Consider the following 25,363-nt stretch of genomic DNA (forward strand, 5'->3'; position numbering starts at 1 on the left):
GGGCGCCTCAGCCACGCGACTCCTCGACCACGGTCTCAACCGCGTCGATGTTGGCCTCCATCCACTCCAGGTAGGAGCCGTGCTCGTCCGGGATGGTCTCGTTGAAGTCCAGGACGGCGACGTCGGCGCCTTCGGCGGCCTCTCGGATCTGCGCGGACTGGTTGGTCTCGGTCTGCGGGTTGTAGGAGAGCAGGTCGATCTCCTGGTCCGCCGCGGCGTTGAGCGCCTGCTGGTAGAGCCGGGCCGAGACGTCGTCGCCGTGTTCCACAGCGGCGAGGAACTGCTGATCGGTGGCGTCCTCGAAGCCGGCGTCGGTGAGCAGGAACTGCGAGACGGCCTCGGTGGCGAGGAAGCTCATCCCCTCGGCCTCGATGGCGCGGTTGCGTTCGTCCAGGGCGTCGATCTCTTCGGCCAGGGCTGCGGCGTTGTCCGCATAGAGCTCGGCATTCTCCGGGGAGACCTCTGCCATGTGCGCGCTGAAGTCCTGGGCGAAGTCGCTCATCGCGGCGAGGTCGTACCAGATGTGCTCGTTGACGAATCCGCCGGACTCTTCCTCACCAGCGTGGTCATGGCCCTCGTGGACGTCTTCCTCAGCGTGCTCATCCTCGGCGTGCTCGTCCTCAGCGTGCTCATCCTCGGCGTGTTCGTCCTCGGCGTGTTCGTCCTCGGCGTGTTCGTCCTCGGCGTGTTCGTCCTCGGCGTCTTCCGCCGGGGCTTCCTCGGAGGAATCCTCCTGGGGATCCTCAGCCTCCACGTGGGCGTTATCGCCCTCGATGAGCTGGTACACCGCATCTTCCTTCCCGGAGGTGGCGGCGAGTCGGGTGAGGAAGGGATCGTATCCGCCACCGTTGGCGACGACGACATCGGCGCCGTCCACGGTGAGTCGATCCTGCGGGGTGGCCTCGTAGGAGTGCGGGTCGGCTGCCGGGTTGTCCACCAGCGCGGTGACCTCCGCGGTCTCGCCGAGGATCTCCTGGACAAGGTCGGCGTAGACGTCGGTGGAGGTGATCACGCTCAGCGTCCCACTCGGATCTGCCGAGCGTCCTCGTCCTCGGTCGATCCCGCAGAGCCGGCGCAGGCGCTGAGCAGCAGGGTCGCGACGCCCAAGACGGCGGCGGAGGGAAGCAGACGGGAGGCAGGCATGGGTCGTACCTTCTTCATGGGAGACGCTGCAGAACCAGCAGATGAGAACAGCGTACGTCCAGACTTTGTTGAGAACAAATCTCAACTAGGCCGGTGGTGCGCCGTCCGTCCGGAAGGCTCAGCTCTCCTCGGCGGTCACGGTATGCCGCCTGCGGGAGTCCCAGGACTGGGTGGCGTCATGGATCTCTCCCACCAGCACCTCCAGCACGTCTTCGAGGAACAGGATGCCCCGGGTGGTGCCCTCGGCGTCGATCACGCGCGCCAGGTGCGACCCGGTGCGCTGCATCTGGGCCAGGCAGTCCTCGATCTCGTCGGTCAGTCCCATATTGCCCAGGGAACGCACCACGGTCACCGGGATCGGCTCCGCAGAGGCGGCCGCGGGCAGGCTCATCACGTCCTTGAGGTGCACGTAGCCGGTGTAGACGTCCTGGTCGTCGGCGGTGACGAAGCGAGAGAACCCGGTGCGCCCCACCGCCTTCTCCACCTTTCGCGGCGTGACGTCCGCTGGCACCGTGATCACCTCATCCACCGGGATCATCACCTCGGCCGCGGTGTAGTCGCTGAACTGCATGGCGCCGGCGATGATCCCGGCATCGTCGCGCACCGTGCCGCCGCGCTTGGACTCGGCCACGATCGATTCCATCTCCTCCAAGGTGAAGGTGGAGACCACCTCGTCGCGCGGGGTGATCCCGAAGGCGCGCAGGACCAGGTTCGCGGTGAGGTTCAACACCCAGATCAGCGGCATCAGGATCCGATAGAGGAAGACCAGCGGCGGGGCCAGCAGCAGCACCGCCCGGTCCGCCACAGAGACCGCGGCGTTCTTGGGCACCATCTCGCCGATGGTCACGTGCAGGAAGGAGACCAGCGCCAGGGCGATGACGAAGGCGATCACGCTCGCGGCGGTGTAGCTCAGCCCCAAAGAGGTCAGCGGGTCGGTGAGCAGGTGGTGGATCGCCGGCTCGGAGACCATGAGGATCAGCAGCGAGCACACCGTGATGCCCAGCTGCGCTATGGCGAGCATCTGTGAGACGTGTTCCATCGCGTAGAGCGCGGTCTTGGCCCGGGCGGACCCAGCCTCGGCCTTGGGCTCGATCTGGCTGCGCCGGGCGCTCATCACCGCGAACTCGCCGCCGACGAAGAAGGCATTGGCGCCGAGCAGGACCACCAGCCAGAGGATGCCCATCAGGTCGGGGTTCATCGTCGTTCACCCCTTTCGCGGGCGTGGCGGACATGGTCCGCACGGTCCTCGGCCAGCTTCTCGGCCCGGGCGGCCGCCTGCTGCAGCGCGGCGTCGCGGGCCTGCGGGTCCGGGCTGAAGCAGAGCCGGTCGATCCGGCGGCCGTCGACCCCGACCACGACCAGCCTGCCGCCGTCGACCTCCACGGCGTCTCCCGGCCCGGCCACCCGACCCAGGGTCAGCAGCATGAACCCGGCGACGGTCTCATAGGCCGGATGTTCGGGGATCGAGAGCTCCAGGATCTGGGCGTTGATCTCATCGGGGCGCAGCAGCCCGGGGAAGAACCAGTCGCCGGAGGCGCTCTGCAGCACCCCGGGGGCGATCCGGTCATGTTCGTCGGCGACCTCGCCGACGATCTCCTCGATCAGGTCCTCCAGGGTCACCACCCCGGAGGTGCCGCCGTATTCGTCCTCCACGATGGCCACCTGCAGCGAGGCCTCGCGCAGCACCGGGAGCAGCGCATCGAGGTGGATGGTCTCCGGGACCCGGGTGATCTCGGACATCACGGTGGCCGCGACCAGGCCCTGGCGCTTCTCCCGGGGCACCGCCACGGCCTTCTTCACGTGGGTCACTCCGCGGACGTCGTCGACGCTCTCGCCCAGGACCGGGAAGCGGGAGAACCCGGTCTGCCGGGCCAGATCGATCAGCGTCTCCAGGGAGGCGTCGGCGTCGACGCTGGCCATGCGGGGGCGCGGGGTCATCACGTCGGCGGCGGTCTGGTCGGAGAAGCGCAGGGTGCGGTCCAGGAAGGTGGCGGTGCCCTCCTCGAGGGTGCCCAGCATGGCCGAGCGGCGCACCATCGAGGACAGCTCCTCAGGCGTGCGAGCCCCGGAGAGCTCCTCCTTGACCTCCAGTCCGAAGCGATGCAGGACCTTGTTGGAGAAGCCGTTGAGCACGGTGATCAGCGGCCGGAAGACCGCGGTGAACGCCAGCTGCGGGCGGGCCAGCACCCGGGCCACGCGGTAGGCCTCGGCGATCGCGAGGTTCTTCGGGACCAGCTCGCCGATGATCATGGTCACCATGGTCGCGATGATCAGGGCCAGGGTCAGCGAGACCGCGGAGAGCGCCTGCTCGGGCACACCGAGCGCGTCGAGCGGGCCTGCCAGCAGCGCACCCAGCGCCGGTTCGGCCACGTAGCCGGTGAGCAGCGTGGTCAGGGTGATCCCCAGCTGACAGGAAGACAGCTGCGTGGAAAGCGACTTCAGGCAGCGCATCACCGCCGGGGCGGACTTGTCACCGCGATCGATCGCATGCGCCACGGTGGGCTGGTCCAGGGCGACCAGCGAGAATTCGACGGCGACGAAGAACCCGGTGCCCAGGATCAGCAGGAATCCGAGGCCCAGAAGCAACAGGTCCACTTAGCGCAGCCACCTCCGGCCGAGGGGCGGCAGCGAGGGCAGGGGCCGCAGGCGGATCAGGTGACGGGCGTGGGTCGGGTGCGGGCCGCGGCCAGGTTGTCGATGCTCCATGAGATGTCAGAGCTTACAGTCTGGGTCACCAGGAACCGGAAAGCGGCTTGCCCTCCTCGTATCCGGCCGCCGACTGCACCCCGGCGACGGCGCGCTGGCGGAACTCATGCAGCGAGTCGGCTCCCGCGTAGGTCATCGCGGAGCGCACCCCGGCGGTGATCGAGTCCAACAGGTCCTCGACGCCGGGCTTCGCCGGGTCCAGGTACATCTGGGAGGTGGAGATGCCCTCCTCGAAGATCGACTTCCGGGCGCGCGCGAAGGCGCTCTCGGCGGCGGAGCGGTTCTGCACGGCGCGCGAGGAGGCCATCCCGAAGCTCTCCTTGTAGCGGCGTCCGTCGACTCCGGTGAGCATGTCCCCGGGGGACTCGTAGGTCCCGGCGAACCAGGATCCGACCATCACCTGGGAGGCCCCGGCAGCCAGTGCCAGGGCGATGTCGCGCGGGTAGCGCACTCCTCCGTCGGCCCAGACATGCTTGCCCAGCTCGCGGGCGGCCGCGGCGCATTCGAGCACCGCGGAGAACTGCGGGCGTCCCACCGCGGTCATCATCCGGGTGGTGCACATCGCTCCAGGCCCGACGCCGACCTTCGCGATGTCGGCGCCGCCTTCGATGAGCTCACGCACCCCGTCTGCGGTGACCACGTTGCCTGCCACTATCGGGACGCGCAGGCCGGAGGCATCCACAGCAGCGCGCACCGTGCCCAGCGCCTCGAACATCTTCTGCTGGTGCCCGTGGGCGGTGTCGACCACCAACACGTCGACCCCGGCGCCGAGCAGCGCCTCGGCCTTGCCTGCGACGTCGCCGTTGATGCCCACCGCTGCGGCGACCTTCAGCCGGGAGTCCGCGTCGAGGTTGGGCCGGTAGAGCGTGGAGCGCAGCGCTCCCCGCGGGGTCAGCACCCCGACCAGCGTGCCGTCGGAGGTGGTCACCGGGGCGTAGCCGGCCCCGGCCGCGTCCATCGCGGTGAAGGCCTGCTCCAGACCGGCGTCGGTGAGCACCTCCTCGGCGGCCACGCGCAGCGGGGGCATCCGCATCACCGAGGCCACGGAGGCGAACCGGTCCACCCCGAGTCCGTCCTGGGCGGTGACCACTCCGGCCAGGCGCAGATCGTCGTCGACCACGCAGACCGCGTCGTGGTTGCGCTTGTCCAAGAGGTGCAGCACGTCGAGCATCGTGTCGTTGGGCTGGACCTTCAGGGCGGTCTCCAGCACCGGGTGACAGGACTTGACCCAGTCGGCGACCTGTCGGATGACCTCGAGTGGGACGTCTTGGGGCAGCACGCCGAGTCCGCCGCGGCGCGCCATGGTCTCCACCATGCGGCGCCCGGTGACGGCGGTCATGTTCGCGGCCACCACCGGGATGGTGGAGCCGGTGGGATCCTCGGCGGAGAGGTCCACGCTCATCCGGGACTGGGTGTGGGAGCGCGAAGGGACCAGGAAGACGTCGGAGTAGGTCAGATCGGTGATCGGTTCGTTCAGGAATCTCACGGGGATCCGCGCCCTTCGTAGTGCTGGTGAGGATGCTCACGGTCGGTCCGGCGGAGCTGCCGCGCCGCGGCGGGGCGCTGAGCCAGCGGCCCCTGACACGATACCGTGGCCGGTGGCGACACGGTGCACAAAGTCACTATGCTTGGACGAGGTGAAGATCCACGTGCACGGAGCTGTGCCGGATAACTACACAACACAATGGAAGAGGCGTATCCACAGTGCCAGAGCTAACGTCCAGCCGTCTTGCCGAGGAATTCCCGGGAAACGAATGGCTGGTCGCCGACATATACGACAAGTTCAAGGACGATCCGGATTCGGTGGATCGGAAGTGGGCTGAGATCTTCCGCGAGCTCGAGGGCGACGGTGATTCCCGTGCGTCCGGCACCTCCTCCGCCCCAGCGCCGACGGCGGCCACCCCCGCCGAGCCGAAGGCCGGTTCAGACTCCGGCGCGGCCGACGGGTCCGCCAGCAACGGTGCGGCGAAGTCCACCGGCGCCTCCTCCGAGAAGTCCGCCGAGAAGTCCACCGGCAAGTCGGCCGCGAAGCCGGCAGCGGATTCGAAGCCTGACGCCTCGAATCAGCGTGATTCCACCGCGCAGACCACCCCGGCCACCGCGAAGCCCGCCGAGCCGGAGGCCTCACAGAAGCCTGCCAGCGAGAAGGGCGCCTCCGGCAGCAAGCCAGTGGCGCCGCGGACTCCGACGACGAAGAAGTCGCAGGGATCCTCCAGCACTCCGATTCCCTCCGAGCCCTCCGCGGCGAAGGCCGAGTCGGCCAGGGAGGAGAAGCAGGACCAGGTGATGCCGCTGAAGGGCATCTCCAAGGCGATCGCGGCGAACATGGATGCCTCGCTGACCGTGCCCACCGCCACCACGGTGCGCGCGATCCCGGCCAAGCTGCTCATCGACAACCGCACCGTGATCAACAATCACCTCAAGCGGACCCGCGGCGGCAAGGTCTCCTTCACTCACGTGATCGGCTACGCGCTGCTGAAGGCACTGCGCCAGCACCCGTCGATGAATGTCACCTACGACGTGCAGGACAACAAGCCGGTGGCCGTGCACCCGGCCCATGTGAACTTCGGCCTGGCCATCGACATGCCCCGTCCCGACGGCACCCGCGCGCTGGTGGTGCCGAACATGAAGGCCGCGGAGGAGATGAGCTTCACCGAGTTCTGGGCCGCCTACGACGACGTGGTCAAGCGCGCTCGGGACAATAAGCTCACCCCCGGGGACTACGCCGGGACCACCGTCTCACTGACCAACCCCGGCGGGATCGGTACCGTGCACTCGGTGCCTCGGCTCTCCAAAGGCCAGGCCGTGATCGTGGGCGTGGGTGCGCTGGAGTACCCCGCCGAGTTCCAGGGCGCCTCGGAGAAGACGCTGAACAACCTCGCGGTCTCCAAGGTCATCACGCTGACCTCCACCTATGACCACCGCGTCATCCAGGGCGCCGGGTCCGGGGAGTTCCTCAAGACCATCCACGAGTACCTGCTGGGCAAGCACGGGTTCTACGAGGAGATCTTCGAAGCGCTCCGGATCCCCTATGAGCCGATCCACTGGTCCGCCGACATCCAGGTCAACCCTGAGGACCAGATCAACAAGGTCGCCAGGATCCAGCAGCTGATCCACTCCTACCGGGTGCGCGGTCACCTGATGGCCTCGGTGGACCCGCTGGAGTACCAGATGCGCAGCCACCCGGACCTCGACATCGAGACCCACGGCCTGACCCTCTGGGACCTGGACCGGGAATGGCCCACCGGCGGCTTCGGCGGCAATTCGATGCTTCCGCTGCGCAACATCCTGGGCGTGCTGCGCGACACCTACTGCCGCAGCACCGGTGTGGAGTACATGCACATCCAGTCCCCGGAGGAGCGCCAGTGGTTCCAGGACGAGATCGAGCACCCCTACGAGAAGCCCACCCGGGACGAGCAGTTCCGAATCCTGGGCCGGCTCAACGCCGCCGAGGCGTTCGAGACCTTCCTGCAGACCAAGTTCGTCGGCCAGAAGCGCTTCTCGCTCGAAGGCGGCGAATCGCTGATCCCGCTGCTGGACACGATCCTCTCCGAGGCCGCCGATGAGGGCCTCGACGAGGTCGCAATCGGCATGGCCCACCGCGGACGCATCAATGTGCTCACCAACATCGCCGGCAAGACCCACGCCCAGGTCTTCCGCGAGTTCGAGGGCCGCGAGGCCGGCACCGGCTCCGGCGATGTGAAATACCACCTGGGCACCCGCGGCTCCTTCACCTCGGACCGCGGCAACTCCACCAGCGTCTACCTGGCAGCGAACCCCTCACACCTGGAGGCCGTCAACCCGGTCCTCGAAGGTGTGGTGCGCGCCAAGCAGGACCGGATCAACCAGGGCGCAGATGCGCTGGACTCCTTCTCCGTGATGCCGCTGCTGGTCCACGGCGACGCGGCGTTCGCAGGTCAGGGCGTGGTCGCGGAGACGCTGAACATGTCCCAGCTGCGCGGCTACCGCACCGGAGGCACCGTGCACGTGGTGGTGAACAACCAGGTCGGCTTCACCACCGCACCCTCGGCCGCCCGATCCATGACCTACTCCACGGACATGGCCAAGGCCATCCAGGCGCCGATCTTCCACGTCAACGCCGATGACCCGGAGTCCGTGGCCCGCGTGGCCCAGCTGTCCTTCCGGTACCGCCAGCGGTTCAACAAGGACGTCGTGATCGACCTGGTCTGCTACCGCCGACGCGGGCACAACGAGGGTGACGATCCCTCGATGACCCAGCCCAAGATGTACAACCTGGTGGAGGCCAAGCGCACCACGCGCCGGCTCTACACCGAGGCGCTGGTCGGACGTGGCGACATCACCCAGGAAGAGGCCGACCAGGCGCTGCGCGACTTCCGCCAGCGGCTGGAGCGGGTCTTCACCGAGACCCACGCCGCCCAGACCCAGCCGATCTCCACGGCCGACCCCGATGCCTCCGGCACCCGGGGCATGGCACCGACCGCCTCGGAGGACGAGACCAGCACCCCCGACCGTGCAGGTGACGACACCAAGATCAGCGAGGACGCCCTCGCTCACATCGGTGAGGTCCACACCAACATCCCGGAGAGCTTCACCCCGCACCCGAAGCTGAAGTCGCTGCTGGAGAAGCGGGCCAAGATGGCCCGCGAAGGCGGCATCGACTGGGGCTTCGCAGAGGTCGCGGCCTTCGGCTCGCTGCTCATGGAGGGCACCGAGGTGCGCCTGGCCGGTCAGGACTCGCGCCGCGGCACCTTCGTGCAGCGCCACGCGGTCTTCCACGACCGGGTCAACGGCGACGAGTGGTATCCGCTGAAGAACCTCACCGAGGATCAGGCCCGGTTCTTCATCTATGACTCGCTGCTCTCCGAATACGGCGCGCTGGGCTTCGAATACGGCTACTCCGTGGAGAACCCGAATGCGCTGGTGCTCTGGGAGGCTCAGTTCGGCGACTTCGTCAACGGCGCCCAGATCATCATCGATGAGTTCATCGCCACGGCCCAGCAGAAGTGGGGTCAGAACTCCTCGGTGGTCATGCTGCTGCCGCACGGCTATGAGGGCCAGGGACCGGACCATTCATCAGGTCGGCCCGAGCGCTTCCTGCAGCTCTGCGCGGAGGACAACATGACGGTGGTGCTGCCCTCATCGGGGGCGAACTACTTCCACCTGCTCCGGCGGCAGGCTGTGGCGCGTCCACGTCGCCCCCTGATCGTCTTCTCCCCTAAGCAGCTGCTCCGGCTCAAGGCCGCGGCGAACTCGGTGGAGGACTTCACCACGGGCACCTTCCAGGAGGTGATCCCGGACCGGGACGTGGACGCCTCGAAGGTCAAGCGCGTCCTGATCGTCTCGGGCCGGCTCTACTACGATCTGGTCGCCACCCGGAACAAGCACAAGGACGAGGCCACCGCGATCGTCCGGCTCGAACAGCTCTACCCCATGCCCGTGGAAGAGCTGCAGGCCGAGTTGGACCGCTACTCCTCGGCCGAGGAGGTCGTCTACGCCCAGGACGAGCCGGTCAACCAGGGTCCATGGCCGTTCCTCGGCATGAACCTGCGTCCGCTGTTGAAGCAGGACCTCAAGCTGGTCTCGCGCGCTGAGTCTGCCGCCACCTCGGTGGGGCAGGCGAAGCGTCACGCCAAGGAGCTGGAGGGCCTGCTCAGCAAGGCCTTCCCGCACCTGGACCTGTGAACCGGATGGAACATTCCACTCAGGATCTCAGAGCCGCAGCCTCCGGTCACCGGCGCCATGTGCGCATCGTCGCCCTGGGCGACGAGCTGCTCAGCGGCGTCGGCGACCCCCGCGCGCTGGGGTGGTTCGGTCGGGTCATCTCGAAGACCCCGATCGACGGACTCACCCTGGAGCACTACGCCCTGGCCATGCCCGGTGAGGGCACCGAAGCGCTCTCCGAACGGTGGCAGGACGAGACCGTCGCCCGGTTCTCCGGTGCCACGCTCGACGGCGGCACCCCGGAGCGCCATCTGGTGATTGCGCTCAACGACACGGATCTCTACAGCGCGACCTCCTCGGCTCGGTCCCGGCTGAATCTGGCCAACATCTTGGACCGGGCCTCCCAGGAAGGCATCCGATGCCTGGTGCTTGGGCCGGTCCCGACCCTGGATGCCGAGCGCAACCAGAGGATCTCCGAGCTCAACGCCGCCTACCGGGATGTGGCCTCACGTCGGTCACATGTCTACGTGGACGCCTACACTCCCCTGGTCGGCCACGAACAGTGGCGCAGCGACCTCGCCGGCAACGGCGGTCTGCCCGGCCAGGCCGGATACGGCCTGATCGCCTGGCTGGTGCTGCACCGCGGGTGGTATCCGTGGTTAGGGCTCCAGGAGCCCGTGGCCTAGAATTACCTCCAGCCGACGAAAGGAGTTCATCATGAGCAAGCGTGGACGCAAGCGCAGCGCTCGTCGCAAGAAGAACGCCAACCACGGCAAGCGCCCCAACTCCTGATCTCAGTGGTCCGAGGCTCTTGCTGCGGCTGACGCGATAACAGCGGCGGCGCAGAACACACAGAACCCCTGCAGAGCTTCTCTGCAGGGGTTCTGTCGTGCTCAGGGCCGGATGCCGGGCCCAGGTCTGCCGCTGGTTCTGAGTCAGGGCCGTTTCAGAGTCAGGGCCGTTCAGAGTCAGGGCCGTTTCAGAGTCAGGGCCGTTCGTCGTCCTGCTGGTGCCCGGCCTGGAGGCGGATCTGGCTGATCCGCTCCAGGATCGTGACCTTCAGGGTCTCTGGTGCGCGCTCGGCGCAGGAACGGCGGACCACGGTGCGGATGATGCACTCCAGGTCGTAGTCGTTGGCGCATTCCGGGCAGGCATGCAGGTGGGCCTCGACCTCACCGATGTCCTCTCGGCTCAGCGCACCGTCGGCGTACTCATAGATGCGCTCCATGCGGATCTGCTTCTCGCTGCAGTCACCGTCTTTGCAGTTCTCATCCAGCCATCTGCCGGGGCTGACCTCGGTGGCCTGGTTACGATCTTCGTCGTTCATCATTTGGCCTCCTGCTTCTTGAAGCCACGTTCGCGGGCATAGTCACTGAGTAGTTCGCGCAGCAGCTTCCGGCCGCGATGCAGCCGCGACATCACCGTACCGATCGGGATGTTCATGATCTCGGCGACCTCTTTATAGGCGAAGCCTCGACGTCGGAGAAGTAGACCGCCAGGCGGAACTCCTCGGGGATCTGCTGCAGCGCGTCCTTGACGTCGGAATCCGGCAGATGGTCCAGCGCCTCCGCCTCGGCCGAGCGCAGACCCGAGGAGGTGTGCTCCGCGGCCTGGGCCATCTGCCAGTCCTCCACGGTGTCCGTGTTGGCCTGAAGCGGCTGACGCTGCTTCTTGCGGTAGATGTTGATATAGGTGTTGGTCAGGATCCGGTAGAGCCAGGCCTTGAGATTGGTGCCGGGCTTGTACTGGTGGAATGCGGAGTAGGCCTTGGTATAGGCCTCCTGCACAAGGTCCTCAGCATCCTGCGGATTGCGCGTCATCCGCATGGCGGCGGAGTAGAGCTGGTCCACGTACTGGAGAGCCTCGCTCTCAAAACGCACGCGACGCTGCTGTTCGGTCTCTTCGGCGACGTCGACGCTGCTTGAATCAGCGTCGGGGCCGGTGGCTGCGGGCTTTTCCATCACTGACGAGTCTACTCGCACAGCGCCCACCGGCCGTCGGACCTCACGCGTGGGAGCGCGGGGGCGCATCGGGCTGAGTGTCGGCGTGGTCATACCGGGCACAACGACGACGCCACGCTGTGCATTCCTGCCCGGCGTCGGCTTCCTCCTGTCTCCGCTGCGCACACCGCTCATCAGGCCTGCTGATTCCCGAGACAGCCCTGATTGGGTAGATTGGACCTTGAACGATGCTTCAGCGCCACACTCCTACAGGAGGACACTATGTCTCTGCTTCGTAAATTCGCCCGCCCACTGCTGGGCGCGAGCTTCATCGCCAGCGGTGTTGACCGCCTGCGCAACACCGATGATGCCTCGGCGCGAATCGGGTCCACCCTCGAGGAGATCGGCTCATTCTTCCCCCAGGCCGAGCCGCTGGTCTCCAACCCCAAGCTCACCACCCAGGTTCTGGGCGGTGTCGAGGTCGTCGCCGGCACCGCACTGGCACTGGGCCGGTTTCCGCGCGCCTCGGCCCTGATGCTGACCGGCGTGCACAAGTTCAACAGCTACGCCGAGTACCGCAACGCTGAGATCGAGAATCACTCTGATGTCACCGCCCAGCGCAAGACGCTGCTGAAGAACGCCTCCGTCCTGGGCGGCCTGACCCTGGCCATGGTCGACCTCGACGGCAAGCCCTCGCTGGGCTGGCGCGCCGAGCACCTGGCCAAGACCACCCGCAAGAAGGGCGCCAAGTTCGGCGACAAGACCTTCAAGTGGGCCGACGACCTCGGCAGCGACGCCACCAAGAAGGTGCGCGACTTCGAGAAGAACGCCAAGAAGAACTTCCAGCGAGCCGAGAAGGACGCTCTGAAGGCGATCAACAACGCCGCCAAGGGCGCCAACAAGGGTGCCAAGTCTGCCAAGAAGAAGGTCGGAGCTTAGAACCTAGCGACGTGAGCACTACATCTACACCCGCTGCATCGGTGCCCCCGCAGCCGTGGCCTGCGCCACGGGCGGGGGCACCTCTGCGCGCAGAGGTCACCGTTCCCGGGTCCAAGTCCCTGACCAATCGCTATCTGCTCCTGGCCGCCCTGGCCGACGGCCCGAGTCTGGTGATCAATCCGCTGCACTCCCGGGATTCCCGACTCATGCTCGACGCGCTGGCCGCGCTGGGCTGCACGGTGGAGCACTTCCCGGACTGGGAGAACTCCGGGGTCCCCGCCGTGCGGATCTCCCCGCTTCCGGCAGGCTCCGGCCGCCTGGACTCGCCCCACTCTCGCCGCCCGGACTCCCCCGGCTTCGCTGTGGGAGACGGTGTGGAGGGCACTGAGGAGGGCACCGGGGAGGGCACCGGGGAGCTGCGCATCGACTGCGGACTGGCCGGGACCGTGATGCGGTTCATGCCGGCAGTTGCGGCACTGAGCGGGGCGCGCGTCCACTTCGACGGAGATCCCGAGGCCCGCGTGCGCCCGATGGGCGCGGTCCAGCACGGTCTGCGCGATCTCGGCGTCGAGATCACCGGTCCGGGCGCGCCGGCACCGGGCCAGGAGGGTCACCTCCCGTTCACTGTGCAGGCCCCGCAGGCATCACCGGCGACCAGATCACCATCGACGCCTCGGCCTCCTCGCAGTTCGTCTCCGGACTGCTGTTGGCCGCGGCACGGATGCCGCACGGGCTCACGCTGCGCCACGTCGGTGAATCGGTCCCCTCGCTGGAGCATGTCGAGATGACGCTTCAGGTCCTCACCGAGGTCGGCGTGCAGGTCAGCTCGCCCGCGAAGCACACCTGGCGGGTGGAGCCCGGCGAGATCCCTGCCTTCAGCGTGCGCGTGGAGCCGGACCTCTCCAATGCCGGTCCGTTCCTCTGTGCCGCCGCCGTCACCGGCGGAGAGGTCTCCATGCGAGGCTGGCCGATCACCTCCACCCAGATCGGACGCCGCTGGACCGAGCTGCTGCCCGCCTTCGGCGCCGAGGTCATCACCGAGCCTGAGACGGCGACCACCGTGACGCTGCGGGTCCGCGGCGCGCAGCTGCGCACCCCGGGCACCGTGGACGGCACCGCCGAGCTGACCCCCACCGTGGCGGCGCTCGCTGCGCTGTGTCACGAACCCACCCGGTTCACCTCGGTGGGTCACCTGCGCGGCCATGAGACGGATCGGATCGCCGCCCTGGTCGCCGAGATCCGTCGGCTCGGCGGCTCCGCGGAGGAGACCGAGGACGGGTTCAAGGTCACCGCTCCGGTCACCCACGGGGGCCTGGTGCGCAGCTATGCCGATCATCGGATGGCGACCTTCGGCGCGGTCCTGGGACTGGTGCTCGAGGGCGTCGAGGTCGAAGACATCTCCTGCACCGCGAAGACCATGCCTGATTTCCCGCAGCTCTGGGCGGGGCTGCTGGCCCCGGTACCGGAGGCGCGCCCATGAGCCGCTGGGCCGACTGGGATGAGTCCCGCGTCCGGGTGCGCCCGAACAAGAAGGGCACCCGTCCCCGGACCAAGGAGTCCCCGGACTACTCCGACGCCGAGCTGGGCCGGGTGGTCACCGTGGACCGTGGCCGCTACACGGTGCGCTTGGAGGACTCCGATGGCGGGGAGCGGATCATCTCCGCAGTGCGCGCTCGCGCCATGCGCCGGACCCCGGTGGTCCCCGGTGACATCGTGGGCCTGGTCGGTGACACCACCGGCGATGCCGGCTCCCTGGCCCGGCTGATCAGGATCCAGGAGCGCACCACGCTGCTGCGCCGCAGCGCCGAGGACACCGACGACGCCGAACGGGTGATCGTCGCCAACGCCGATCAACTGTTGATCGTGGTGGCCGCGGCCGATCCCGCCCCGCGCACCGGGTTCATCGACCGAGCCCTGGTCGCCGCCTACGACGCCGGGATCACCCCGATCCTGCTGGTCACCAAGGCCGACCTGGTCGAAGACCCTGAGGATCCGGCCGGTCTGATCAGCCACTACGCCGAGCTGGAGCTGCAGATCGTGGTCTCCCGGCAGGCCAGCGGCACCGCCTCGGGAGACCCGGCCCTGGATCCCGCAGCCGTGGTCGCGCTGCGCGGCTCACTGACCCAGCGGGTCACCGCGATGATCGGGCACTCCGGGGTGGGCAAGTCCACCATGGTCAACGCGCTGACCGGTGCGGATCGGGCCACCAGCGGGGTCAACGCGGTCACGGGTCGCGGCCGGCACACCTCCTCCTCCGCCGTCGCGCTGAACCTGGAGCCCGCCGAGTCCCTCGATCTCGCCGCGGCGCGAAACTCCTGGATCATCGACACCCCCGGAGTGCGCACCTTCGGCCTGGCCCACGTGGCGCCCGACGATGTGCTCGGCGCCTTCTCCGACCTGGTCGAGGGCTCCGCGGCCTGTGAGCCCGGCTGCGCCCACGTCTCCCCCGAGGGCGGCTGCGCCCTGGACGCCTGGGTGGCCGATGGTCATGGCGGCGATCACGGTGCCGCCCGGCTGGCCTCGCTGCGCGGACTGATCCGATCCATGGCCGGGACCGAGGACGGACCGGAGGAGAAGCGGCTCGGCGCGTAACCGCCTGAATGCGGGTCCCGCCGCTCGCTGATTGCTAGCGTGGCGCTATGAGCCACAGCACCAGCGCCTACACCGATGATCTGCGCCTGGCGCATATGATCGCCGATTCCGTGGACGCCAAGACGATGTCCTACTTCTCCTCCATGGACTTCGAGGTGGAGACCAAACCCGATCTCACCCCGGTCACCGAGGCCGACCGTGCGGCCGAGGAGCTGATCCGCGGCCAGCTCAGCCGGGCGCGGGGCCGAGACGCCATCCTCGGCGAGGAGTTCGGCTCGACCGGGTCCGGTCCGCGCCAGTGGGTCATCGACCCGATCGACGGGACCAAGAACTTCATCCGCGGCGTGCCCGCCTGGGCCACACTGATCGCCCTGGTCGACGAGGGCGAACCGGTGGTCGGGCTGGTCAGCGCCCCGGCACTGGGCCGGCGCTGGTGGGCGGCCAAGAACGGCGGCGCCTATACCGGCAAGTCCCTGGCCTCCGCCAAACGGCTGCAGGTCTCGAAGGTGCCCAAGCTCGAGGACGCATTCTTCTCCTACTCCTCGCTTGCCGGGTGGCGGAAGATCGGTCGCAGCCAGAACTTCTTGGAGCTCACCGAGACCGTCTGGCGCACCCGCGCCTTCGGAGACTTCTGGTCCTACTGCATGGTCGCCGAGGGTCAGGTGGACATGGCCGCCGAGCCGGAGCTGAGCCTGCACGACATGGCGGCGCTGGTGCCGATCATCCGCGAAGCCGGCGGCATGTTCACCTCCCTGGACGGCGAGCCCGGATGCACCGGCAGCAACGGCCTGGCCACCAACGGCCTGCTCCACGACGCCGCGCTGGGCGCGCTCGCCGCAGACCGCCCCGCACCCTTCTGAGCTCAACCCCGCGGCCGGGCTCAGGGCGCGGACTCTGCGGCTGGGCTCAGCGCCCGGGCACCGGATCTGGGCTCAGCGCCCGGCCCCTGCCCGACCCACTTGCAGTTTTAGGTGTGCCTAAATCATACTGTGGGCATGCGCAACACCCGAGTCCTCACCGCAACCACCGGAGCGCTGTGCGTCCTCGGCTTGAGCAGCTGTTCTGCGGCGGGCTCCGAGACGCAGGACCCCTCCGCTGAGAGCGAGCGTCCCGTGGTGCTGACCAGCTTCTCGGTGCTGGCGGACATGACCGAGGCCTTGGGTGGAGACCTCGTGGACACCCGCTCCATCACCCCGCCCGGCGCGGAGGTCCACGAATACTCCCCCACCCCCGGGGACCTGCGCGATGCCGCCGCGGCGGATCTGATCTTCTTCAACGGGCTGGGACTCGAAGCCTGGTACGAACAGTTCCTGAGCCACTCCTCGGCGGAGGTGCTGATCCTGACGGAGTCCGTCGAGACGCTGCCGGTCACCCGGCTGCCCGGAGCCTCCGCCGCCGAGACTGCCGAGCTGCCGGTCAACCCGCACGCCTGGATGTCTCCGGCCCAGGCCATGGTCTATGTGGAGAACATCGAGGCGGCACTGATCGAGCTCGCTCCGGCTGACGCCGCCGAACTCGCCGAGAACGCGAAGACCTACCGCGAGGAGATCCAGGCAGTCTGGGACCGGGCGGAGGAGCGGCTGGCCGGGCTGCAGGACGAGGGTGAGGTCCACCTGGTGACCTGCGAAGGTGCGTTCAGCTATCTGGCGGAGGACCTGAATCTGGGTGAACACTATCTGTGGCCGCTCAACGCCGAGGATGAGGGAAGCCCGCAGCAGGTCGAGGCGCAGATCCGCTACGTCCAGGAGCACCAGGTGCCCACCATCTTCTGCGAGTCCACCGTCAACGACTCCGCCCAGCAGCAGGTCGCCGAGACCACCGGCGCCACCCTGAGCGAGCCGCTGCACGTGGACTCGATCACCGAGCCCGACGGTCCGGCCCCGAGCTACCTGGAACTGCTGGAACACGATCTGGACCTGATCCTCGAAGGAGCCCAGCGATGAGCACGGACGCACGCCCTGACCCGGCCCGGGCACACACCGAACCTGCCGCCGTCGTCGTCGACCGGCTCAGCGCCGGCTATCCCGGCGTCCGCGCGTTGGACGAGGTGAGCATCACCGTCGGCTCCGGCAGCATCTGCGCTCTGCTGGGCGCCAACGGGTCCGGGAAGTCGACCCTGTTCAAGGCGCTGCTGGGACTGCACCGGCCCACGGCGGGGACGGTGCGGCTCTTCGGCCACGAACCGAGCACGGCCCGACGGCGCAACCAGGTCAGCTACGTGCCGCAGCACGATCAGGTCGACACCAGCTTCCCGGTCAGCGTGGAGCAGGTGGTCATGATGGGCCGCTACGGGCATATGGGCTTCACCCGACGCGCCCGCCCCGCCGATCAGCAGGCCTGTGACCAGGCCCTGGAGGAGGTGGGCCTGAGCGAGCTGCGCCGACGCGGGATCGGTGAGCTCTCCGGGGGACAGCGCAAGCGCGCCTTCCTGGCGCGCGCGATCGCTCAGCAGGCACCCCTGATGCTGCTCGATGAGCCGTTCGCCGGAGTGGACCGCGGCTCCGAGGAGCTCATCAGCACGGTGCTCAAGACGCTGCGTGACTCCACCGGCACCACCGTGCTGATCTCCACCCATCACCTGGCCGGCGTGGAGGACCTCGCCGATGAGGTCGTGCTGCTGCACCAGCGGGTGCTCGCCGCCGGGCTTCCGGCGGAGGTGCTCACCGAGGAGCAGATCGGACGCAGCTTCGGCGCCGTGCTGCGTGAGACCGGCTGAGATGCCAGACCAACTGATCTGCGGGGCCGAGCGATGACGGAGACACACTGATGTGGGAGCTGCTGGTTCAACCGATGGAGTTTCCCTTCATGCAGCACGCCCTGGCGGCGGCGATCATCTCCTCGGTGGTCTGCGCGCTGCTCTCCTGCTGGCTGGTGCTGATGGGCTGGTCGCTGATGGGCGAGGCGGTGGCGCACTCGATCCTGCCCGGGATCGTGCTGGCGCATATCTTCGGGCTGCCGATGGCGCTGGGCGCGTTCGTCTTCGGGATGCTCGCGGTGCTGCTGATCGGCGGAATCAGCGGAGGATCGACGTTGAAGCATGACACCTCCATCGGGGTGGTGTTCACCTCGCTCTTCGCATTGGGCCTGGTGCTGATCTCCAGGACCCCCAGCGAGACGCACCTGACCCATATCCTTCTCGGCAACGTGCTGGGCATCTCCCAGCAGGACCTGCTGCAGACCGCCGGTCTGGGCCTGGCCACCGTGGCGGTGCTGCTGGCGCTGCGGCGCAGCTTCGTGCTGCTGGCCTTCGACAAGGTCCACGCACATACGATCGGGATCTCGTCCGGGGCGCTGTCGATCCTGCTGCTGGCGCTGCTCGCGCTGACCACAGTGACCTCGCTGCAGACCCTGGGGATCCTGCTGGTGGTCGCTATGCTGGTGGTGCCAGGTGCCACCGCGCTGCTGCTGTGCCGCCGGTTCGGGCAGATGCTCGCCGTCGCCGCGACCAGCGCGGCGGTCTCCGCGCTGATCGGGGTCTACGCCAGCTACTGGCTGGACATCTCCACCGGCGGCTCGATCGTGCTGGCGCAGTCGGGCCAGTTCGCGCTGGCCTACCTCTTCGCCCCCGTGAAGGGGATGATCCCGCGGCTGCGACAGCGGCGGCAGCGGCCGGCTTCGGACCGGGTGAGCCCGACCCGCCCGATCGATACGTTCCTCGATGTGAAGGATCCCGCCTAGATGACTCCCCGCACCTCAGCACAGGGCCGTTCCACCGCGATCGATACCGCCACCACCTCCGTGGAGGACTATGCCAAGACCATCTACGGCCTCGCCGAATGGGACGGCGCCTCAGTGACCGCCTCCGCGCTGGCCAAGACCCTGGGCGTCTCGAACCCCTCGGTCTCGCTCATGATGCGCAAAATGTCCGAACTGGGTCTGGTGGAGCACAGGCCCTATGCACCGCTCGCGCTGACCGACGCCGGACGTCAGCTGGCCCTGGCCATGGTGCGCCGACACCGCCTGATCGAGACCTGGTTGGTGCGCGAGCTGGGCTATGGCTGGGAGGAGGTCCATGAGGAGGCCGAACGGCTCGAGCACGCCGTCTCGGAGACCTTCGTGAACCGCCTCGATGTGCGCCTGGGCCACCCGCGCGTGGACCCGCATGGGGATCCGATCCCCGGACCGGATCTTCAGCTGGACTATCCGGAGACCCAGCTGCTCTGCCGGGTGCCGGCCTCGGTCCAGGTGCGCCTGGAGCAGGTCGACGACGCCGTCCCGGACGCGCTCTCGACCCTGGACGCCCACGGGGTGCCCATCGGCGCCCAGGTCACGGTGGCGGCGACGGCGGACGGCGCCGTCGTGCTGACCACGGGCGGCACGGTGGAGAAGACCAGCTCGGAGGCCTCCGCTGCGGAGGCCGGCCACAGCCCGGCGTCGGCGAGCATCCGGCTGCCCCATGAGGTGGCCCACGCCATGCGCGTGAGCGTGGTCCACTGAGGCCGCCCGGCGCGCACGTATCCTGTACTGGTGTCTTCCTCCGAATCGAGTGCCGCCGGTCAAGGGTCACGTCCGGGACGCCCGGCGACCCCGCTGCCGGTGCTGATCCTGCTGGTAGGCGTGGCCGGCGCCTGCGGAGCACTGATTCGACTGCTGATCGGAGAGCTGATCCCCGAGCAGGGCATGAAGTTCCCCTGGACCACCCTGGCGATCAACCTCAGCGGCTCCGGAATGCTGGGGCTGCTCATCGGTGCCGCGATGTCGCGGCCGCGCACCCCGGACTGGGTGGTGCCCACCTTCGGCACCGGGATGCTGGCCTCCTATACGACCTTCTCCGCGGTGATCCTCGCCGTGATGCCCTCGATCCCCGGATCCGCCTACGACGGACTGGCGGCGGTGACCTACGTCAGCCCGGGCGCGATGGAGATGCTCACCTACCTCCTCATCAGCATCCTGGGCTGTACGGCGGCTGCGGCAGCGGGACTGACCATCAGCCGGGCGCTGTTCGGGCAGCTCGGCGCCGAATCTGCCGACCTCGGTGTGCGCAGCGAGGGTCGCCATGATTCCTGAGTTCAGCCTCGCCATTGCACTCGGCGTCGCCCTGGGTGGATCGGTAGGCGCCCTGGGGCGCTTCCTGCTCGACCGGTATCTGCGCGTGGGCCTGCTGCTGGCGAACACACTGGGCTGCTGCGTGCTGGGGTACCTGCTCGGCGAGCTCACCTGGCTCAGCGAGAACGGCGTGGACGAGCCCGGGGGCCTGTTCTCCGGCCAGGTCTCCACGGTGCTGATCTTCGGACTCCTCGGCGCGCTCAGCACCTTCGCCACCGTCTCGGTGCGGGTGGCCCAGGCCTGGATGGCGGGCCGGCACCTGCGAGCTGTGGGCATCTGGGGCGCCCACGTGGGCTTCGGCTTCGCGGCGGCCGCGCTGGGCATTGCGCTGTCTCGAATGTCGGGTCTATACTGAAAAGTCACCTCGCGAGCATCTGGCGAGGGGCAGGGGCCCAAGCGGCCTCGTTGACAACACAATATGGGGACGATCGGTTTCGACGATCTGAGTTGATCATGGTGAAGCGGGTCGAGGATGCAGAGTGACCTCGTAAATACTTCTCTGCAAAACAATAAGTGCCGAAACTAAGCGCACTGACTTCGCCCTCGCTGCCTAAGCAGCGACGCGAGTCTGTCAGCCTGGGTCTGCTATCGACCCAGATCCTGGCATCAGCTAGATAGCCACTGGTTCCAACTCCTCGTCGTGGGGAGTTGGGTCGACAATTCACACGACTGGGCCCGTCAGCCGCCTGTCTGCGTGACGGCTGGGGCCGAGAAAATCTATCAGCAGACTGCACCCGGAGAAGCCCATGTGAATCCAGATCGGACGCGGGTTCGATTCCCGCCGTCTCCACAGTCAAGGCCCAGGCACCTAGTGTCTGGGCCTTTTTTGTGCCCTTTTCCCGCGCCATCACTGGGATGTGGTCTACTAGCTACAGATTCAGGCTGTACACAGATGTAGACACGAGGTGACCGCCGTGGACTCTTCTTAGTGCACGTAGAGCGCACGAGAGGCACACATGGCGAGGCGTCGAGACTTCGGAACCGTCCGCAAACTGCCTAGCGGGAAATTTCAGGCAACGTACGTCGGCCCCGATGGTGAGCGCCACAAGGGACACACCACATTCGAAACCAAGGGTGCCGCTACCTCATACCTTGGACGAGTCAAGGCAGACATAGACCGTGAGACTTGGGTCAGCCCAGAAGAGAAGTCACGCCGGGAGACCGAGGCCCAAGAAGCCGCGACAGCGCAGGCACAGTTAGAGGGCGAGGCGCTAGAACGGGATATGACGCTGAGTGCGTTCACTCAGTTGTGGCTCACCGCGAAGGCAGACGGCAAGACCGTGTCCGGTAGAGGTGCACGCGAAGTGAAGGCTTCAACGATCAGCACCTACCGGAGCCGACTCGAACACGATGTGTTGCCAGTGCTCGGCCACTTACGCATGAGCGAACTCAGCGACAAGAACGTCGGCAAGCTCATAGATGACCTTGGAAAGCAGCCCTCCAAGGTGAACCCGAAAGGCCGGGGCAATGGCGTTGCCCTCCCCGTCGGCAGGACGCTCAAAGCGCTTCTAAGCGACGCGGAGCGAGAGGGTTACATATCGACACTCCCCCACATATACCTACCCGCTAACAAGCCCGTGAGGGCCAGGCGTGAGGACTCCGACGTAGCGACACAGGAACAGGTCAGGGCACTCTACGAAGCAATCATGAACACCGGCGTCGCTCTCGCGGCGTGACCATAACTGTCACCTATTCGTGCGGCAGACCCGCATGGTGTGGCACGTGAGCACATCGAAGAGGATCACGGGATCACCGGACGCAACATGGAGCGGGACGGCCTCACGCGCCTACTGGGACGCATGGAGTCAGGTGACACGGTGCTAGTCACTGCACTCGACCGAGCAGGGCGCACCATGAAGGGAATGCTCGAACTGGTCGAAGAGCTGACCGAACGCGGGATCACTCTGCGCACGACAGCAGGTGATGTGAACACGGGTACAGAGATGGGACGTGCTGTGTTCCACATCCTGAGTGCACTGGCAGTGATGGAAGCCAACATCAAGAGGGAACGCGCCACAGCCGGTATACGACGCGCACAGGCACGCGGGCAGAAGATAGGTGGCCGTAAGCCTGTCGTGTCAGATCAGCGCATCAAGCAGGCAGCACAGCGCGTAAGAGATGGAGCGTCATCTGTAACCGATGAGTGCCACCGTTTGGAGATGTCCCGACAAAGCTTCTATAAGCGCGTGAAGTCGCTAGGTGTGGAGCTAAGGGGTTAGAGGCTAACGGCGGTGGAGCTGATCCCTGCGCGCCTTGAGTGCATCACTTTTCTGGACCAAGAGTGTTTGGTACTTATCGACTCGCTGTAGAGCTTCCTCGAACTGGACATACACCTTGTTCCACTGGGACTTTTCTTCGGTGGTCATGTCCGGATGATGCCTCTCGCGAAGCTCCACTTCGTCGTTCTTCCAGTACTCGACGTTCTCGACGCACCTCAGCCAGTGAACATGCAGGGCTTCGTGCTGGTCCAACACGTCATAGATCGATTCCAGGCTGGACGGCGACAGGTCTTGAAGTTCGACTAGGGCGTTTTCTAGATCAAGCTCCCTCTTCCTGGACTGCTTTTTTGCGATACGCAGCTCCTCGTAACTTTTTGAATCGTCGAACCAGTCGGGCTGATCGTCGTTGTCCTGTGTCATTGCATCTGTATATCCCGCTTAGGGGATACGCACAAGGAAATCCGACCTGCCGTCTACGCGGAAGATAGCTGTAACACAAAGGTTATACCCGGCTTCTATAGGGCAAATGGTCAGGTTCGGGTAGCTTAGTAACATGACAAACAAAGCCCTTGCACCCATTGGTATTGCCCTCGTTGCACTGTTCGGACTCACCGCGTGTGAGGACACTACATCCGGTGAGGTCACTTCAAACGACGACGACTCGACCGAAGAAGTCGAGGAAACTGAGGAAACTCAGGAAGCTGAAGAAGTCGAAGAAGAGAACGAACAGCTTGCAGAAGAAGATGAGGAAGCAGAAGAAGAGGCTGAAGAGGTAGAAGAAGAGGTCGAGACTTCTTCTGACGCCCGACATTCGGCGACACCTACACCTACAGTGACGGCCTGGCTGTGACCATCAGCGAACCCGAAGCATTCACCCCCGGCGAGTACGCCTTCGGCGGCGAAGAGTTCGAGCAGCACGTCATGTTCGATGTGACCATCGAGAACAACTCGGGCGAAGACTATGACCCAAGCATGGCGTACGTCACAGCTAGCTCCGGAGGGGCGGAGGGCGACAGTGTTTTCGACTCTGACTCAGGACTCGGAGGCACCAGCACGACCACCGTCACTGATGGCCAGTCCACAACTTGGCAAGAAGGGTTCGGAGTGAACGACCCGGCAGACATCAACGTCGAGTTCACCGACCTAGATTTCGAGCTGATGCGCGAGTCCGTGCTGTTCGTCAGTGAGTGAGTGAGGCTTAATGCACGTAGAGTGCATGAGCTAGCAAGAATCACTTGCATTCACGTATTACCGCATGTCAGACACGGTTAGGGCCACATTCCCGCCGTCTCCACAGATTGCCCGAGCAGGCTCAGCCTGCTCGGGCATTTTTGTGCCCTTGCGCGGATCCGGCTCGGGCGATGCTCACCACGTGCTCGTGGCTTGAACCGCACGCCTGCCCAGCAGTGCCGGCCAGGGTGGCCGACGCGCCGCGCCAGATCAGGATCGGCCATCGCGTCAGGATCGCCCCAGCTCCAGGGACTCCGCGAGAGTGCCTTGCTCGGCCTGCCCTCGGGAAGTCGGAGTAGTATCCGGCAGGTCCGTCTTTCTGCGAAGGAGCCCGATGAGCACCCCCTTCTACCGCCCCCTCTCCCCCACCTGCGGCCTCCGAGTCTCCCCGCTCGCGCTGGGCACCCTGCCCTTCGGTGGGGACAACGGCATGAGCCATATGGGAAACCTCGGCCCCGACGAGGCCGCTGTACTGCTGGATCGCTCCCTCGAGGCGGGGATCAACCTGCTGGACACCGCGAACCTCTACTCGGGCGGCGTCTCTGAGGAGGTGCTGGGTGAAACCCTGGCGCGCAGCGGCCGCTACGACGATTTCCTGATCACCACCAAGGCCCGGATGGTGATCGGAGACGGCCCCAACGACGGCGGCGCCTCGCGCTGGCACCTGCTCAACGAGCTGGAGAAGTCGCTGCAACGACTGGGCCGTGATCACGTCGACCTGTTCTATCTCCACCACTGGGACGGGGAGACTCCGCTGGAAGAGACGCTGCAGACCATGGACGGACTGGTCCGCGCTGGCAAGATCCGGTACTACGGGGTCTCGAACTACACCGCCTGGCAGCTGATGAAGGCCTTGAAGGTCTGTGAGGTCAACGGCTTCATCAAGCCGGTGGTCCAGCAGATCCACTACTCGCCGTACTCCCGAGAGGCCGAATACGAGATGATCCCCGCTGGGATCGATCAGGGCATCGGCACCCAGGTGTGGAGCCCGATGGGGATGGGCCTGCTCAGCGGCAAGTATCGCCGGGATCAGCGCCCCGAGTCGGGGGCCCGGATGGTCGACGGCGATGGCTCCGAGATGCGCGTCGCGGACTGGGAGAAGCTCTACCACGTGGTCGACGTCCTTGAAGGGGTGGCTCAGCGCAAGAACGCCACGATCCCCCAGGTCCTGCTCGCCTGGCTGCTGCAGCGCCCCGGAGTGACCAACCTGGCCGTGGGTGCGCGCAGCCTCGAGCAGTGGAACGACCTGCTCGGCACCTTTGAGGTCGCCCTGGACACGGAGGATGCCCAGGCCATCGACGACGCCGGCCGGCCAGCCCTGGCCTACCCGTTCTGGCACCAGGCAGATATGGCCAGCGAACGCATGAGCGCCGCGACCGGTCGATCATGGCGACCACCAAGCGGGAGATCGCCGCGCGGATCGGCGAGTAGTCAGCTGACGTCCAGCTCACACGGACAGGACCTAATGGTCTTCTGACTATGGTGGAGACAGAACACTACGAAAGATTGAGGTTTCAGATGACGACCGAACAGAACCGGCCCGGCGAGGCAAAGCAGCCCAACGAAGGTGCCCACACCGAGGTCAACGGCGGCCAGCCGCTGGACACTCCGCCGCACCAGCGCGACGGCGGGAACCAGAGCACCCACGGTGAGCATCACCGCGATGAGGTTGCCCGCAACCCAGGGTTGGATCCCGAACCGAACGAGACGCCCGGCCTGGAGTCTGGCGGCGGCGTACAGCCTGGCGATACGCCCCCTGATTCGAACTCCGCCACGGCTTCGCCCAAGCAGGCGTCCCCGACGAAGCCGCCGAAGTCCAACCTGGTGATGACCGGGGCGATCATCGCGATCGTCGTGGTGGTGCTGCTGATCTTCGTGGGGTACATCGCCGGGCTGCTCGACTGA

At 66.7% G+C, this 25,363-nt stretch carries 25 protein-coding genes, 1 other RNA gene and 2 pseudogenes; 20 read left to right on the plus strand and 8 right to left on the minus strand.

Annotated features, from left to right (window positions below; translation table 11 throughout):
* Positions 1-7 precede the first annotated feature (7 nt).
* The 5 genes from BG28_RS06380 to BG28_RS06395 all read right to left on the minus strand — a co-directional run bounded on the left by BG28_RS06380 (position 8) and on the right by BG28_RS06395 (position 5,335).
* Positions 8-1,012, minus strand: coding sequence for a metal ABC transporter solute-binding protein, Zn/Mn family (locus BG28_RS06380; protein ID WP_036474965.1), 1,005 nt, complete (start codon positions 1,010-1,012; stop codon positions 8-10).
* A gap of 2 nt (positions 1,013-1,014) precedes the next feature.
* Positions 1,015-1,143, minus strand: a complete 129-nt coding sequence (locus BG28_RS16500; RefSeq protein WP_255342477.1) for a hypothetical protein — start codon at positions 1,141-1,143, stop codon at positions 1,015-1,017.
* A gap of 118 nt (positions 1,144-1,261) precedes the next feature.
* Positions 1,262-2,341 (minus strand): hemolysin family protein, encoded by a 1,080-nt coding sequence (locus BG28_RS06385; RefSeq protein ID WP_036474967.1) that lies wholly within the window; start codon positions 2,339-2,341, stop codon positions 1,262-1,264.
* Positions 2,338-3,738: a hemolysin family protein gene (locus BG28_RS06390; RefSeq protein WP_051501086.1), complete on the minus strand. Its 1,401-nt coding sequence runs from the start codon at positions 3,736-3,738 to the stop codon at positions 2,338-2,340. The genes BG28_RS06385 and BG28_RS06390 overlap by 4 nt, the downstream gene beginning before the upstream one ends.
* A gap of 136 nt (positions 3,739-3,874) precedes the next feature.
* Positions 3,875-5,335 carry a GuaB1 family IMP dehydrogenase-related protein gene (locus tag BG28_RS06395; RefSeq protein ID WP_036474970.1) on the minus strand — a complete coding sequence of 487 codons (1,461 nt, stop codon included), beginning with the start codon at positions 5,333-5,335 and terminating at the stop codon, positions 3,875-3,877.
* A gap of 218 nt (positions 5,336-5,553) precedes the next feature.
* Here BG28_RS06395 and BG28_RS06400 point away from each other — a divergent pair, with 218 nt between their 5' ends.
* The 3 genes from BG28_RS06400 to BG28_RS16760 are packed head-to-tail and all read left to right on the plus strand — an operon-like array spanning position 5,554 to position 10,284.
* Entirely contained in the window at positions 5,554-9,513 is a 3,960-nt protein-coding gene (locus BG28_RS06400) for a multifunctional oxoglutarate decarboxylase/oxoglutarate dehydrogenase thiamine pyrophosphate-binding subunit/dihydrolipoyllysine-residue succinyltransferase subunit (protein ID WP_036474972.1), read from the plus strand.
* 5 nt (positions 9,514-9,518) lie between these two features.
* The gene (locus BG28_RS06405; RefSeq protein WP_051501103.1) at positions 9,519-10,178 is read left to right on the plus strand and encodes a GDSL-type esterase/lipase family protein; all 660 of its coding nucleotides are present in this window, start codon (positions 9,519-9,521) and stop codon (positions 10,176-10,178) included.
* Positions 10,179-10,209: 31 nt separating this feature from the next.
* Positions 10,210-10,284, plus strand: a complete 75-nt coding sequence (locus BG28_RS16760) for a 50S ribosomal protein bL37 (RefSeq protein ID WP_369699669.1) — start codon at positions 10,210-10,212, stop codon at positions 10,282-10,284.
* Positions 10,285-10,477: 193 nt separating this feature from the next.
* On the opposite strand, the gene rsrA is transcribed toward BG28_RS16760, so the two are convergent.
* The gene (rsrA, locus tag BG28_RS06410) at positions 10,478-10,822 is read right to left on the minus strand and encodes a mycothiol system anti-sigma-R factor (protein WP_369797203.1); all 345 of its coding nucleotides are present in this window, start codon (positions 10,820-10,822) and stop codon (positions 10,478-10,480) included.
* Positions 10,819-11,453, minus strand: a pseudogene (locus BG28_RS06415) (sigma-70 family RNA polymerase sigma factor). The gene rsrA and the pseudogene BG28_RS06415 overlap by 4 nt, the downstream one beginning before the upstream one ends.
* A gap of 261 nt (positions 11,454-11,714) precedes the next feature.
* On the opposite strand from BG28_RS06415, the gene BG28_RS06420 reads away from it, so the two are divergent.
* The 13 genes and pseudogenes from BG28_RS06420 to BG28_RS14910 all read left to right on the plus strand — a co-directional run bounded on the left by BG28_RS06420 (position 11,715) and on the right by BG28_RS14910 (position 22,228).
* On the plus strand, positions 11,715-12,371 hold the full coding sequence (locus BG28_RS06420; protein ID WP_051501087.1) for a DoxX family protein: 657 nt from the start codon (positions 11,715-11,717) through the stop codon (positions 12,369-12,371).
* Positions 12,372-12,382: 11 nt separating this feature from the next.
* Positions 12,383-13,851: pseudogene (locus tag BG28_RS15365) on the plus strand (3-phosphoshikimate 1-carboxyvinyltransferase).
* Complete coding sequence (gene rsgA / locus BG28_RS06430) at positions 13,848-14,963, plus strand: ribosome small subunit-dependent GTPase A (protein ID WP_036474976.1); 1,116 nt, start codon at positions 13,848-13,850, stop codon at positions 14,961-14,963. Before BG28_RS15365 ends, rsgA begins: the two are co-directional and overlap by 4 nt.
* Before the next feature lie 47 nt (positions 14,964-15,010).
* A complete protein-coding gene (gene hisN, locus BG28_RS06435; RefSeq protein ID WP_036474979.1) occupies positions 15,011-15,823 on the plus strand; it encodes a histidinol-phosphatase in 813 nt (270 codons plus the stop codon).
* Between the two features lie 135 nt (positions 15,824-15,958).
* Positions 15,959-16,906: a metal ABC transporter solute-binding protein, Zn/Mn family gene (locus tag BG28_RS06440; protein WP_051501088.1), complete on the plus strand. Its 948-nt coding sequence runs from the start codon at positions 15,959-15,961 to the stop codon at positions 16,904-16,906.
* Positions 16,903-17,679 carry a metal ABC transporter ATP-binding protein gene (locus BG28_RS06445; RefSeq protein ID WP_036474981.1) on the plus strand — a complete coding sequence of 259 codons (777 nt, stop codon included), beginning with the start codon at positions 16,903-16,905 and terminating at the stop codon, positions 17,677-17,679. Before BG28_RS06440 ends, BG28_RS06445 begins: the two co-directional genes overlap by 4 nt.
* A gap of 74 nt (positions 17,680-17,753) precedes the next feature.
* Entirely contained in the window at positions 17,754-18,641 is an 888-nt protein-coding gene (locus BG28_RS06450) for a metal ABC transporter permease (protein ID WP_235181003.1), read from the plus strand.
* Positions 18,642-19,400 carry a metal-dependent transcriptional regulator gene (locus BG28_RS06455; protein ID WP_051501090.1) on the plus strand — a complete coding sequence of 253 codons (759 nt, stop codon included), beginning with the start codon at positions 18,642-18,644 and terminating at the stop codon, positions 19,398-19,400.
* A gap of 30 nt (positions 19,401-19,430) precedes the next feature.
* Positions 19,431-19,970 (plus strand): CrcB family protein, encoded by a 540-nt coding sequence (locus tag BG28_RS14330; RefSeq protein ID WP_051501091.1) that lies wholly within the window; start codon positions 19,431-19,433, stop codon positions 19,968-19,970.
* Entirely contained in the window at positions 19,960-20,364 is a 405-nt protein-coding gene (locus BG28_RS06465; protein WP_051501092.1) for a CrcB family protein, read from the plus strand. Before BG28_RS14330 ends, BG28_RS06465 begins: the two co-directional genes overlap by 11 nt.
* A gap of 65 nt (positions 20,365-20,429) precedes the next feature.
* Positions 20,430-20,802: a transfer-messenger RNA gene (gene ssrA, locus BG28_RS14905) on the plus strand.
* A 163-nt stretch (positions 20,803-20,965) separates the two neighbouring features.
* The gene (locus BG28_RS06470; protein ID WP_036474983.1) at positions 20,966-21,685 is read left to right on the plus strand and encodes a hypothetical protein; all 720 of its coding nucleotides are present in this window, start codon (positions 20,966-20,968) and stop codon (positions 21,683-21,685) included.
* Between the two features lie 39 nt (positions 21,686-21,724).
* Positions 21,725-22,228 carry a recombinase family protein gene (locus BG28_RS14910; RefSeq protein WP_152539232.1) on the plus strand — a complete coding sequence of 168 codons (504 nt, stop codon included), beginning with the start codon at positions 21,725-21,727 and terminating at the stop codon, positions 22,226-22,228.
* Positions 22,229-22,231: 3 nt separating this feature from the next.
* Here BG28_RS14910 and BG28_RS06475 read toward each other — a convergent pair whose 3' ends face one another.
* Positions 22,232-22,648 (minus strand): hypothetical protein, encoded by a 417-nt coding sequence (locus BG28_RS06475; RefSeq protein ID WP_036474991.1) that lies wholly within the window; start codon positions 22,646-22,648, stop codon positions 22,232-22,234.
* Between the two features lie 133 nt (positions 22,649-22,781).
* Between BG28_RS06475 and BG28_RS15635 the strand changes: the two genes are divergently transcribed.
* From BG28_RS15635 to BG28_RS16185, 4 genes are all read left to right on the plus strand, one after another.
* Entirely contained in the window at positions 22,782-23,078 is a 297-nt protein-coding gene (locus BG28_RS15635) for a hypothetical protein (RefSeq protein WP_161634808.1), read from the plus strand.
* Positions 23,075-23,419, plus strand: coding sequence for a hypothetical protein (locus BG28_RS06480; protein WP_036474994.1), 345 nt, complete (start codon positions 23,075-23,077; stop codon positions 23,417-23,419). The genes BG28_RS15635 and BG28_RS06480 overlap by 4 nt, the downstream gene beginning before the upstream one ends.
* 373 nt (positions 23,420-23,792) lie before the next feature.
* Positions 23,793-24,935: an aldo/keto reductase gene (locus tag BG28_RS06485; protein ID WP_084479517.1), complete on the plus strand. Its 1,143-nt coding sequence runs from the start codon at positions 23,793-23,795 to the stop codon at positions 24,933-24,935.
* Positions 24,936-24,976: 41 nt separating this feature from the next.
* Entirely contained in the window at positions 24,977-25,363 is a 387-nt protein-coding gene (locus BG28_RS16185) for a DUF6480 family protein (protein ID WP_051501093.1), read from the plus strand.

Source organism: Nesterenkonia sp. AN1, from assembly GCF_000582475.1.
Lineage (GTDB): Bacteria > Actinomycetota > Actinomycetes > Actinomycetales > Micrococcaceae > Nesterenkonia > Nesterenkonia aurantiaca.